General features: G+C 67.3%; 12 protein-coding genes. 10 read left to right on the top strand and 2 right to left on the bottom strand.

Features of this window, described 5'->3' with window-relative positions; all coding sequences use genetic code 11:
* The first annotated feature begins 125 nt into the window (after positions 1-125).
* A complete protein-coding gene (locus HBB12_RS24700) occupies positions 126-1,289 on the top strand; it encodes a glycosyltransferase family 87 protein (protein ID WP_236991797.1) in 1,164 nt (387 codons plus the stop codon).
* An 80-nt stretch (positions 1,290-1,369) separates the two neighbouring features.
* Here HBB12_RS24700 and polA read toward each other — a convergent pair whose 3' ends face one another.
* Positions 1,370-4,432, bottom strand: a complete 3,063-nt coding sequence (polA, locus tag HBB12_RS24695) for a DNA polymerase I (protein WP_236991796.1) — start codon at positions 4,430-4,432, stop codon at positions 1,370-1,372.
* 296 nt (positions 4,433-4,728) lie between these two features.
* Between polA and HBB12_RS24690 the strand changes: the two genes are divergently transcribed.
* Both HBB12_RS24690 and HBB12_RS24685 read left to right on the top strand, forming a co-directional pair.
* Complete coding sequence (locus tag HBB12_RS24690) at positions 4,729-5,214, top strand: hypothetical protein (protein ID WP_236991795.1); 486 nt, start codon at positions 4,729-4,731, stop codon at positions 5,212-5,214.
* Positions 5,214-5,876 (top strand): ribonuclease T2 family protein, encoded by a 663-nt coding sequence (locus HBB12_RS24685; RefSeq protein ID WP_236991794.1) that lies wholly within the window; start codon positions 5,214-5,216, stop codon positions 5,874-5,876. Before HBB12_RS24690 ends, HBB12_RS24685 begins: the two co-directional genes overlap by 1 nt.
* A 311-nt stretch (positions 5,877-6,187) precedes the next feature.
* On the opposite strand, the gene HBB12_RS24680 is transcribed toward HBB12_RS24685, so the two are convergent.
* A complete protein-coding gene (locus HBB12_RS24680) occupies positions 6,188-6,526 on the bottom strand; it encodes a nucleotidyltransferase family protein (protein ID WP_236991793.1) in 339 nt (112 codons plus the stop codon).
* Between the two features lie 66 nt (positions 6,527-6,592).
* Between HBB12_RS24680 and HBB12_RS24675 the strand changes: the two genes are divergently transcribed.
* The 7 genes from HBB12_RS24675 (at position 6,593) to HBB12_RS24645 (ending at position 12,343) form a co-directional block, all read left to right on the top strand.
* The gene (locus tag HBB12_RS24675; protein WP_236992880.1) at positions 6,593-7,438 is read left to right on the top strand and encodes a 23S rRNA (adenine(2030)-N(6))-methyltransferase RlmJ; all 846 of its coding nucleotides are present in this window, start codon (positions 6,593-6,595) and stop codon (positions 7,436-7,438) included.
* 665 nt (positions 7,439-8,103) lie between these two features.
* Positions 8,104-8,442, top strand: a complete 339-nt coding sequence (locus HBB12_RS24670) for a hypothetical protein (RefSeq protein WP_236991792.1) — start codon at positions 8,104-8,106, stop codon at positions 8,440-8,442.
* 40 nt (positions 8,443-8,482) lie between these two features.
* Positions 8,483-8,878, top strand: coding sequence for a MarR family winged helix-turn-helix transcriptional regulator (locus tag HBB12_RS24665; RefSeq protein WP_236991791.1), 396 nt, complete (start codon positions 8,483-8,485; stop codon positions 8,876-8,878).
* Positions 8,879-9,066: 188 nt separating this feature from the next.
* Positions 9,067-10,554 (top strand): AMP-binding protein, encoded by a 1,488-nt coding sequence (locus HBB12_RS24660; protein ID WP_236991790.1) that lies wholly within the window; start codon positions 9,067-9,069, stop codon positions 10,552-10,554.
* A gap of 19 nt (positions 10,555-10,573) precedes the next feature.
* A complete protein-coding gene (locus tag HBB12_RS24655; protein ID WP_236991789.1) occupies positions 10,574-11,005 on the top strand; it encodes an acyl-CoA dehydrogenase family protein in 432 nt (143 codons plus the stop codon).
* Positions 11,002-11,757: a transglutaminase-like domain-containing protein gene (locus HBB12_RS24650; protein WP_236991788.1), complete on the top strand. Its 756-nt coding sequence runs from the start codon at positions 11,002-11,004 to the stop codon at positions 11,755-11,757. Before HBB12_RS24655 ends, HBB12_RS24650 begins: the two co-directional genes overlap by 4 nt.
* Positions 11,750-12,343 carry a DsbA family oxidoreductase gene (locus HBB12_RS24645; protein WP_236991787.1) on the top strand — a complete coding sequence of 198 codons (594 nt, stop codon included), beginning with the start codon at positions 11,750-11,752 and terminating at the stop codon, positions 12,341-12,343. Before HBB12_RS24650 ends, HBB12_RS24645 begins: the two co-directional genes overlap by 8 nt.
* Positions 12,344-12,346 lie beyond the last annotated feature (3 nt).

The following is a 12,346-nucleotide window of genomic DNA, read 5'->3' as shown; positions in this document are numbered from 1 at the left end:
TCCCGGAGACGGGCGCCGGCCGCGGGCACGCGACGTACGCTGCGGCCGGCCGGACGCGCCCCGATGCGAGAGGTCACGCGATGCCCCTGAATTCCGCACCCAGGCGGTCGATCGCGCCGAGTACGTTGCTGATCCTCCTGGGGGTCCTGAGCGCGCTGCCCATCCTCGTGCGCTACTATTGGCCGGCCGAGGGTGGGCTCGACGTCACCGGGCACCCGATCGGACGCGACTTCATCAACGCCTGGGCCGGGCCGCGCCTCGCCTTCGCGGGACAGCTCGACACCCTGTTCGACCTCCGGGCCTATCACGCGGCGATCGGCACCCTGTTCGGCACCCCGCTGCCGTTCCACAACTGGAGCTATCCGCCCTTCACGCTGCTGCTGCTCGGGCCGCTCGGGCAGCTGCCCTATTTCGTGGCGCTCGCGATCTGGACGATCGGGCTGTTCGCCGCCTTCGCGGGCGTGACGCTGTCCTGTGTGCCCCCCGGGCGGCGCCTGCACGCCCTGCTGCTCCTCTGCCTGGCGCCGGCCTGCCTCATCAACGCCGCCGGCGGCCAGAACGGCTTCCTCACCGGCGCCCTGCTGCTCGGCGGCCTGCTCGCCCTGGATCGCCGGCCGGTGCTCGCCGGCCTCCTGTTCGGCCTGCTCACCTACAAGCCGCAGCTCGGCCTCGTGCTGCCGCCGGTCCTGATCGCGCTGGGCGCCTGGCGGACCATCGCGGCGGCCTGCGCCACCACCGTGGCGCTGGTCGGCGCCTCGGTCCTGGCCTTCGGGGTGGATCCCTGGCGGCACAATCTCGGCGAGACGAGCGCCTTCCTGTACGGCCTCCTCGACTCCTTCGAGGGGTTCTACCCCTACATGATGGCGTCGGTCTTCGCGGGTGCGCGCACCTTCGGGCTGTCGATGGGCGCGTCCTGGACCGCGCAGATCCTCGTCGCCGTCCCGGTCCTCGCGGCGACGGTCTGGGCCGTGCGCCGCACCCGCGACCCGGTGCAGCGCGCGGGCCTCGTCGCGACGGCCGTCCCGCTCCTGACGCCCTATGCCTTCAACTACGACCTGACCCTCGTGGCGGCCGTGCTGGTCTGGCGGATTTCGGCCGCGGAGCCGGGGGCACAGACGGACAGGATCACGCTCTTCGCCTGGATCAGCCCCACTCTGATGATGCCGTTGCAGATGCTGGGCTTCGGCGGCATGCCGGCGGTGCTGGTGGCGCTGTTCTGGATCCTGGTGTGGGAGGTGGCGCAGCCCCAGCCCGGCCCGGCCCGGGAGCCGGTCCCGGCCCTGCCGTGAGCGAGGGGCGCCGCTCCTGACGGTGCAGCGCCCTTCTCAAATGCCTGCGGCGCCTTGCTTGAACGCCCGCGTCGTCCGGCTCAATGCGCCTCCTGCCAGTTCAGGGCCGCCTTGGCCTCGACGGCGAGCGGCACCCGTAAGGAGACGGCCGGGTGCGGCGCCTCCTCCATCACCCGGGCGATGATCGGCAGCGCCCGCTCGACCTCCTCGTCGGGCGCCTCGAAGACCAGCTCGTCGTGGACCTGGAGCAGCATCCGGGTCGTGAGGCCGGCCTCGGACAAGGCCCCCTCCATCCGGACCATCGCCCGGCGGATGATGTCGGCGGCCGTGCCCTGGATCGGCGCGTTGATCGCCTGGCGCTCGACCGAGGCGCGCTCCTGCGGGTTGTTGGAGCGGATCTGCGGATAGTGGCAGACCCGGCCGAACAGGGTCGTGACGTAGCCCTTGTCGCGGCAGATCTTCTTGGTGTCGTCGATATAGGCGCGGATGCCGGGGAAGCGCTCGAAATACTGCTTGATGAAGGCCGAGGCCTCGCCCTGCGGGATGCCGAGCCGGTCGGCGAGGCCGAAGGCCGAGATGCCGTAGATGATGCCGAAATTGATCGTCTTGGCGCGCCGGCGCAGGTCCGGGGTCATCTGGTCGAGGGGCACGCCGAACATCGCCGAGGCGGTGGCCGCGTGGATGTCGATGCCCTCCTCGAAGGCCTGGCGCAGCTGCGGGATGTCGGCGATGTGGGCGAGCAGCCGCAGCTCGATCTGGCTGTAATCGGCCGAGATCAGCTTGTGCCCGGCATCGGCCACGAAGGCCTGGCGGATGCGCCGGCCCTCCTCCGTGCGGATCGGGATGTTCTGGAGGTTCGGGTCGGAGGAGGAGAGCCGCCCGGTCGTGGTGGCGGCGAGCGCGAAGGACGTGTGGACCCGGTCGGTCGCCCGGTCGGCATGCTCCTGCAGGCTGTCGGTATAGGTCGATTTCAGCTTCGAGAGCTGGCGCCATTCCAGGATCCGGCGCGGCAGGTCGTGGCCCTGGCCGGCCAGTTCCTCCAGCAGGGTCGCGGGCGTCGCCCACTGGCCGGACGGGGTCTTCTTGGCGCCGGGCAGGCCCATCTTGCCGAACAGGATGTCGCCGATCTGCTTCGGCGACGAGACCGAGAACTTCTCCCCCGCCATCTCCTGGATCTCGTCCTCCAGCCGCGCGAGCGACTGGGCGAAATCGCCCGAGAGCCGGCTCAGCATCTGGCGGTCGACCTTGATGCCCTCGCGCTCCATCCGCGCCAGCACCGGGACGAGGGGCCGCTCCAGGGTCTCGTAGACCGAGGCGCGGCGCTCGGCGGCGAGCCGCGGCTTCATCAGCCGCCACAGCCGCAGGGTCACGTCGGCGTCTTCCGCGGCGTAGGCCGTGGCCTTGTCGAGGGCGACGCGGTCGAAGGTGATCTTCTGGCGCCCGGTTCCGGCGACGTCCGCGAAGGTGATCGGCTGGTGGCCGAGATGGCGCCGCGCCAGTTCGTCCATGCCGTGCGAGCCCTTGCCGGCATCGAGCACGTAGGAGATCAGCATCGTGTCGTCGAAGGGCCGGACCTCGATGCCGTGACGGGCGAGCACCAGCCAGTCGTACTTGACGTTCTGGCCGACCTTGAGCACCGCCGGATTCTCCAAGAGCGGCTTCAGGCGGGTCTGCACGGCCTCCCAGGACAATTGCCCCGGCAGCAGGCCGCCGCCGAACAGGTCCTCGCCGCCGCGATGGCTGAGCGGGATGTAGCAGGCGCGGCCCGGCGCGGTGGCGAGCGAGACGCCGACGAGGTCGGCCTTGTTGGCGTCGAGCGCGGTCGTCTCGGTATCGACCGCGACGACGCCCGCCTCGATCGCCTCGGCGATCCAGGCTTCCAGGCTCTCGACCGTGGTGACGGTCTCGTAAGCACCCGTGTCGAAGGGCTTGACCGCTTCCGCCGCGCGCGCCGCCACGAGGGTCGTCGGCGTCGCCTCGGCGGGCGCCTTCGGCTTCGGGGGCGCATCCGGCAGGGCGAGATCGGCGAAGGGATCGACCTCCGCCGCGGCTGAAGCCGGAGCGCCGTCGGGCGTGTCGCCGAAGAACGGCGTGACGTCGCTGCCGCCCTTCTCGTTCGAGAAGCCGGCCTCGGCGCCCTCCGGCAGCAGGGAGGGATCAGCCCGCACGGCCTCGGGGTCGACATGCAGCATCTGGGCGATGCGGCGCGTCAGGGTGTTGAACTCCATCGCCTTGAGGAAGCCGACGAGGCGCTCGGGATCGGGCTTCGGCAGGGCGAGAGCGTCGAGGGGCACCGGGACCGGCACGGCTTCGTCGAGGGCGACGAGGCGGCGCGACAGCCGGGCCTGGTCGATGTGACTCAGCAGGGTCTCGCGGCGCTTGGGCTGCTTGATCGTGGAGGCCTTCTCCAGGAGCGCCTCCAGGCTGCCGAATTCCTTGATGAGCGCCGCGGCGGTCTTGAGCCCGATGCCCGGCACGCCCGGCACGTTGTCGGAGGTGTCGCCGATCAGCGCCAGGGCGTCGCCGATCTGCTCCGGGTTCAGGCCCTCCCAGCGCTCGATGATCGCGGCGCGGTCGAGGTTGCGCTCGGGGCGGTAGCCCGGCTTGCCCTTCTGGCCCGATTCGAAATCGTAGAACCGCACGAGATCGCCGACGAGCTGCATCAGGTCCTTGTCGGACGAGACGATGATGACGCCGGCCCCCCGGCCTTCCGCCTGGCGGGAATAGGTCGCGATCAGGTCGTCGGCCTCGTAGCGCTGCAACTCGATCGGATGCAGGCCGAAGGCGCGGACCGCGTCGCGCATCAAGGGCATCTGGCGCTTGAGGTCGTCGGGCGCGTCGGGCCGGTGGCCCTTGTAGTCCGGAAAGATTTCCTTCCGGAACGAGCCCTCGGACTTGTCGAACACGATGGCGAGGTGGGTCGGCATCACCCCGGCCGCGCCCTCCTGCACGAACTGGGCGAGCTTGGCGCAGAACAGCCGCACCGCCCCGGTCGGCAGGCCGTCGGAGGGCCGGAAGTTGTAGCGCTCGGGCTGGTTGATCGACTGGAAATAGGCCCGGAAGATGAACGACGAACCGTCGACCAGGAGCACCTGATCGCCGGGGCCGACGGGCTTCGTCTCGGGGGCGGTCTCGGTGCTCATGCGGGCTGACATCTTTTCGGCGGGCGTGTGATCCCCGTCTTAGTGCGTCGCGTAGGCGAGGCAAACCGCGGCGCGGGCGCGCTCCCCGGGGAATGGGTGCGCTCCCGACACACATCAAGGCAAGGGAGTGTGCCTCCCGCACACCAGGCGCCCGCGAAAGCGCCATGGGCCTAGCCCGGAAGCTTGACTTGGCGCATGCGGAGGCTTGGTGTCAGGTTCGAGAGAGCAACCGTCATTCGCCCGGGGACCAGGGTGCCGCCTTCGCGCGGGCGCCGCCCGGGCCCAGGGACCGGCCCATGCGCAAGACACCCCCTCGCAAGACACCCCTTCTCGCCGCCCTCCTGCTGGGGCTCACCGCCGCCGGCCTGTCCGCCGCGCAGGCCCGCTCGGCCCGCCAGGAGATCGCCCCGGCCGAGGAGCGCGAGTTCCCGTTCGACGCCCAGATCCCCGGCTGCCAGGATGCCGGCGTGCTGGAGAAGATCACCTACCAGTTCGCCGAGAAGGAGGCGAAGTTCTGGAACTCGACGCTGACGATCGCGGCCTACGACAGCATCGAGCGCACCGCCTGGCGGCCCTGGGGCCTCGACTTCTACCCGCGCCGCTTCTGCACCGCGGTCGCCACCACCTCGGACGGAATCCGCCGGCGGGTGGATTACTCGGTGCGTGAGAGCCTCGGCATCATCGGGGCGACCTACGGCGTCGAGTTCTGCGTCCACGGCCTCGACCGCAACCTCGCCTATGCCTACGCCTCGGCGTCGTCCTGCCGCGAGGCCCGGCCCTGATGCGCGCCCTCGCCGGTCTTCTCCTCGCGGCGAGCGTCGCGGGCTCTCTCGCCGCCGGCCCCGCCGCCGCGCAGGGGCGCGGGGGCGAGCCGGGCTCGTTCGACTTCTACGTCCTGGCGCTGTCCTGGTCGCCGACCTATTGCGCGCTGACCGGCGAGCGGCGGAACGACCGGCAATGCGACACCGGCCGCAACCCGGGCTTCGTGGTCCACGGCCTGTGGCCGCAATACGACCGCGGCTTCCCGAGCGAGTGCGGCGCATTTTCCCGCAGCCCGAGCCGCCCGGCGCTCGCCGAGGCCGAGGGCGTCTTCCCGAGCGAGGGCCTGGCCCGGCACGAATGGCGCCAGCACGGCACCTGCTCGGGCCTCGACCCGGCCGCCTATTTCCGCGCGACCGCCAAGGCCCGCGCGGCGGTGACGATTCCCGCCGCCCTGTCGGCCCCCAGGGAAGACCTGCGCGCCGCCCCCATCGACATCGCCCGCCAGTTCGTCGCCGCCAATCCGGGCCTGCGCCCGGACATGATGTCGGTCACCTGCAAGGCGGGCCGGCTCGAGGAGGTGCGGATCTGCTTCACCAAGGACCTGCGCGGCTTCACCGCCTGCCCCGAGGTGGCGCGCCAGAACTGCCGCGCCGGGGAGGTGACGGTGGGGGCGGGGCGGTGAGGGGCGCTGCCGATCCAATTCACCACCTCATCCTGAGAGCCTGTTTGAGCAGCAATTTCTGAAAAATACTTGAGATTATTGGGGGGATATCCTACCCACCACCTCATCCTGAGGTGCGACTGAAAGGAGCCTCGAAGGAGGGCTCCAGAAGCCTCCGCGATCCCTGGAGCCCTCCTTCGAGGTCAGCCGATCCCCGACCGGCTAGAGCACTTCACGATCGCGTTGCAATCGCGAAGCTCTCTCGGTCTTTGATTGTGCCGCATTTTCTGCGACGAACCGGCATCCACTTCGTCGGAAAATGCTCTGACACCTCAGGATGAGGTTGTGGCGGGATATGCCCTGTCGGGCGTCCGAAGACCATCGGAACACCCTGACCGCATCCCGCTCGATCTGCGGGCGCAAACCCGGATGTAGGCCGCTGGGCGTGCCGTAATCGACCCGACCGCCGCCTCGATCGCCTCGTAGGCTGCCATGACAGGCAGGAAGCCGAACGCGACACCGGGCGCAGGATCGACGAACGCGTCGATATCCGAATCCTCCTGGGCCTCGTCCCGGGCATGGGAGCCGAACAGGTAGAGTGCGGCAACCCCGATCGCCCGCAACACGGGCTCGGTGGACTTCAAGCCGGCAAGGACCTCGTCGCGGCGCATGCGATGATGATAGGGCTTCCCGTGCCGATTCTCATGCGGGACGGCGAGACGAGGACCGTAGGACCCGTGAATTACCGCCACGCCTTCCACGCCGGCAACCACGCCGACGTGCTCAAGCACTGGGTGCTGACCCGGGTGCTGGCGCATCTCCAGCGCAAGGCGACGCCGTTCCGGGCGATCGACACCCATGCCGGCCTCGGCTTCTACGACCTCACCGCCGACGAGGCCGGGCGCACCGGGGAGTGGCACGATGGCATCGGCCGGCTCGATGCGCCCTTCCCCGGCGCGGCCGAGGCGCTGCTCGCCCCCTATCGCGCGGCGGTGGCGTCCGTCCGGGCGCGCCACGGCGCCACGATCTATCCGGGCTCGCCGGCCCTGATCCGCGAGTTCCTGCGCCCCGGCGACCAGGGCGTGTTCGTGGAATTGCACCCGGCCGACGGCGCGGTGCTGCATGCCCGCTACAACCAGGATTCCCGCACCAAGGTGCTGGCCCTGGACGGCTGGACCGCGCTCCCCGCCCTCATCCCCCCGAAGGAGCGCCGCGGCCTGGTGCTCATCGACCCACCCTACGAGGTGCCGGGCGAGGTCGAGCGGCTGGGCCGCGAGCTGCTGAAGGCGGTGGGGAAATGGGCGACCGGCACCTACCTCGCCTGGTACCCGATCAAGGACGTGGCCGTGATCGACCGGCTGGCCGCCACCCTCGACGCGGCGCTGCCCCGACCCGCCTTACGCCTCGACCTCCTGATCCACCGGCCCGACCCGACCCGTTTGAGCGGCAGCGGGCTCATCGTGGTCAACCCGCCCTGGACCCTGCGCGAGGAGGCCGACACCGTCCTGCCGGCGCTCGCCGAACGCCTGGCACAATCCGGCTACGGCGCCTTCCGCTGCGCAGCCCTGGGGCCGCCGGCCTGACGAGCGTCCCGTCTCGACATGGTGCGCCCCTCGGGTCGGTTTCCTGCCGTCATGCGGTCCGCGTCGTAGCCCTCCTCCTCCTGCGCTAATCGCATTCATACGATTTCCGATTGATCGCTTCGCGATGCGGAAATCGGCTTCGCTCACGCGCCGCGCGGGCTGGTGATACGGCGTCCGGAAGGAATCTTCCGGAAGCCGTATCACACGTCTCGGTCCGAGCGCTCTTCCCTTCGAGGGCGGCCTGCCCTCCCCCCGGGACATGCGGGCCGGGGACGAGGGCGACAGGTGTTCGATGCCATGGGTGACGGGCTGCCCCCGGTCGAGGGGTCGGGTCAGCTCGATGTGATCCAATCCGTGATCGATGAACACGCGCCCATTCGTGCGGGTGGGACGCAGCCCCATCGGGCGGTTCGCTGCGTCCGAAAATAGCCCAGGTCCGACCGATCCGCCGCATGCATCGTACAGGGGCACCCGTTCAGGCGAGGGGGAGAGACGCCGGGCTCCGTCCGCGCCGGCCGCCAGTGCCTGCGCGTCGAGGATGGCGCGTGCGAGTGCGATGACCTGCCTCCGGAGCGGATGGGAGGGTTCCGGATGAGCGTACAGGAAGCCGATGGCGGTCCACGCCGCGTCGGCGGGGGTCAGGCGAGGCCGCGCGGGAGCGCGCCATGCCGGATCGCCGGGTTGAAGCGGATCGCCGCGGTGTCGCGGCGCTCTCCGAATCGATCACCACGAAGTCGGGGGTTATTGCGCCCGAAACGGTTGCGCGTCCGCCGGAACCCGTCGTGCGTCTTGCGACGCAGTGGCTGCCGGTTCGTCGCGGAAATTGCGGTAAAATCTCGCGGCTCGAACGCCGCTGCGGCGTCAGGAGAGACCCGGCGGGACACGCGATGCGCCGGCAGCGCCCACCGCAAGGGGTCGCGGATCTCGGTCTCGGCCCGCTTTACCGTCTTGCTTGTCTCGGCGCGCCGCTTCCCGTTCCGATGCTTGTGTGTACAAGCATCTAATGCTATTATCGATGTTTAAGCTATCGGAGAGTCGGTTTTTATGGGTGGGAAGCATGAGAAATGGGAACGCTTGACGCGCTCGATATCCGACATCGAGGCCGCTCTCGCACACAATCTAGAGTTTCGTCACGGGCTCGGATTGAATGAGTACCGCGCGCTCAAGCATCTATCAGATGCAAGCAATTCCGAGTTACGCATGCAAGACCTTGCGCAAAAGCTAGGATTAAAACAAAGTTCTATTTCCCGAATGACCGATAAGTTAGAAAAAATGGGCCTAACGGTACGCGATACATGCCCGAGCGACAAAAGGGGGGTGTACTGCGTTATTACAAAATTAGGTCGAGAGAAATTAATAATAGCCTCGACACTCTATGAAAGCGATCTTTCAAAAAATCTGAAAAAATACAATCTCGATCGACTGCTAGATATGATTTGAGCGCCCTCAAAAAATCGTCTTTGAAACCGGCATGGCGATAGAATTTTATTCGTAGGCCGTCATTCGGCGATACTGTCGTCCAGTTTTCATAATTCTCGCCGTTTGCAGTGTTGACACGCAGGTCACCGTCCATGTATGTGATTGCGCATGCAAATATCTGCTGGGTTCCGGTGGGTCGAGGGTGGTGCATGACGGACGGCATACTTTCGCATCGCTTGCGCCATTGGGCCTGCGTGCAACCGGGCACAACGGCACTGATCTACCGGGACTGCCGCATCAGCTTCGAGACGTTGCAAGACATGACCGTTCGCGCGGAACGTCACCTCGCAACCTCAGGTCTTCCCCCGGGAAGCGTGGTCGCGCTTCGATCCGGAAAGGAACCGGAACGACTTTCGGCTGTCATCGCGCTCAATCGCCTCGGGCATACGACTCTCATCGCCCCCGACAACCTGGGTTCGACGGCGAAATTCGCGGTCTATCGAGAGGCGAACGTCGTTGCAGAGGCTCATGTCGACGCCGAGCGTCTCGCCCTCGAGGCTTGCGGCGGGGCGGCGATGTCGGACTCCGGCCGTGTTCCCCCGAGCGGGGCGGGACCTCTCATCCTCACGACTTCGGGAAGCACGGGTGTTCCGAAGGGCGTTCTCCTGTCCGACGCAGGGTTGTCCCGCTTCTTCGCATGGGGGGAGACGCAGTTCGCGCTGAGCACGGGACGTCGTGTTTTCAGCTACGCGCCGTTGAACTTCGACTTGAGCCTGCTCGAGATCTGGGCGGCCCTCCACGCCGGGGCGACCGTGATCGCGGTCTCCGCCCGGGAGGCGGTAGACGGGCGCCTGCTCCGGGACATGATACGGGAGCATCGCCCTCATCTGCTGGAGGGGGTTCCGCTTCTCTATTGCTTGCTCCTCCAGGGCGCGGACTGCCCTCTTCCCGCTCCATCGGATCTGATCGTCACCGGCGAGGCGTTGAGCGGGGATCTGAGACGGTTGATCGCCGAGCACTTCCCCCGGTCGCGCTGCCACAACGTCTACGGATCCACGGAAACGAACGACAGCTTCATATTCAGCACAAGCTCTGCTGATTTCGGCACGATTGACAGATTTCCGATAGGTCGTCCGATCGAAGGAACCCGTTATCGCATCGTCACGGATGAAGGATACGACCTCGAGGGGGCGGGCGTCGGCGAATTGCATACTTCGACGCCCTTCGCTGCCCTGGGATACACGAATAAGGAAAGGACCGGCGCTTCGTTTTATCGACACGACGATTGCTCGTTCTATCGCACCGGCGACGTGGTTCGGCGAGACGAGGACGGAGCCCTCGTCCTGCTCGGACGGAAGGATCTCAACATCAAGGTGCGGGGTGTCCGCACGAACCTGAGGGATATCGAGATCGCTCTCGAGCGGCATCCATCCGTGCGGGCCGCCGTCGTCAGTCCCCTGCGGGATTCTGCCGGCGACGGGTCCATCCTCCATGCGTCGGTGCAAATCGACGAGGATGCGCCCGTCACGGCCCTCGCCCTCCGTCGCCATTGTGCCGATCACTTGCCGCGCACGGCGCTGCCGCATCGCTTCACGGTCGATGCGGCTCCCATTCCCCGAACCCCGAACCCCGAACCCCGACGGGAAAGCCGGATCGGCGTGCGATCAGGTTCAACTCGAAGCAGGAAATTTGCATGAGCAAGCATCTTGATGCGATATGAAGCGCGAAATCCTGTTCGCCTTCGCCATCACGGTCGGGGAGATGCGACGGCGGCTGGACACATGCGTCGCCTACGCCAACCACCGCAGACAGTTCGGTGCCAACATCGGAAGCTTCCAGTCGGTCTCCAATCGCCTTGCCGACATGAAGATCAGGTATGAATTGAGCCAGAAATGGCTCTACTATGTTGCCGACAAGATCCGAAGCAACGACGACATCACGAGCGATATCGCGATCGCCAAGATCTTCGTCAGCGAGTCCGCCGTTGCGAGCGCTCTCGACGCGATACAGATCCATGGCGGCAGGGGCATCCTGTCGGAGACCAAGCTCGATGCCGACCTGGCGAGTGCAGTCGCCGGTCCGATCTACTCCGGAACGAACGATATACAACGCGGACGCATTGCAGCCTTGCTGGGGGTCAATCTATGATAGGCAGCCGCTACTCGCCTCTTGCCTCGCACGCATTCCCGGTTCCCTCGATCGAACCCTTCGCACCCTGCGCGGTCCTCGATTGCGACGACGAGGCGGTCCAGGCCTTCGTCGACCGGGCGCTGAGGGGGGTGCGCCTCGACGATCGATCGATCGCCGTGGCTCTGTACTACGCCGTCAGGGACGAGATCTTCTACGAGATCTTCGGCACCTATCTCGGCAGTCGCATCTCCGCCAGCCTGGCGATTGCCGCCGGCCGGGGCTTCTGCCTCCATAAGGCCCTCATCTATGCCGCGGCGTGCCGGACGGCCGGCATCCCTTGCCGGGTTCTCGCCGCGACGGTCCGGAACCACGTCACCTCGTCGGCGATCGAGGCCCTCGTCGGCGGAGATGTCTTCCTGCATTGGTACAACGAGGTCAACGTGGGTGGGGAGTGGCTCAAGGCAGCGCCGGTCTTCAACAAGCTGACCTGCAAGATGTACGGGATCCAGCCGCTCGAGTTCGACGGTCGACGCGCAGCGATCGCGCAGCCCTACCACGAGGGCGGAACGATGCGATTCCTGTCGGACCCGATCCGGTTCGACAACCCGACGGCGGACGCCATCCTCCGGCTGGTGGCTCAGCATCATCCCAAGATGATCTCGCCGGACGGATACATCCCGCGGGAGCGATCGGCGAGAGGCCGGCCGGCGCGCCACACGGCCGGCGAGGTCGCGGCGGCTTGCGCGAGCACGAGGCGGGTCGATGCATAAGATCGCGATCTACACCGATTACGTTTGCCCTTACTGCCTGCTGGCGGAGAAGGTCGTCCAGGACGCGATCGGTGACCTGCCGGTCGAGATCGAGTGGCGCGCCTTCGAACTCCGTCCCGAACCCGTTCCGACCTTGCGGGTCGAAGATCCCTACCTTCCGGCGATCTGGCAGCGATCCGTCTATCCGATCGCGGCGCGACTCGGCATTCCGATCCGGCTGCCGTCATGGTCGCCGCAGCCGCGGACCGCCAAGGCGTTCGAGGTTCTGGCGCTCGCCAAGGAGCGGGGTGCCGGGCACGCCTACTCTCTGGGCGTCCTCCGCGCCTTCTTCCAGGAAGACCGCAACATCGGCGATCCGGACGTCCTCGTCGAACTCGCCGCGGAGGCCGGGCTCGATCGGAACGAGGTGAGGAAGGCCCTCGACGAGGGCACGTATGAGCAGAGCCATCGGGAGGCCCTGCGGCACGCCCGCGAGGACATGGCCATCACGTCCGTACCGACCATCGTCGTCGGCGAGCAGGTGTTCCGTGGGATGCCGACGGTCGATGAATTGAAGTCGGCGATTTTGCTTGCAAAACATTCCTGATAA

It is taken from the genome of Methylobacterium sp. SyP6R (assembly GCF_019216885.1).
Taxonomy (GTDB): Bacteria; Pseudomonadota; Alphaproteobacteria; order Rhizobiales; family Beijerinckiaceae; genus Methylobacterium.
This window is presented reverse-complemented; position numbering and strand designations above follow the sequence as displayed.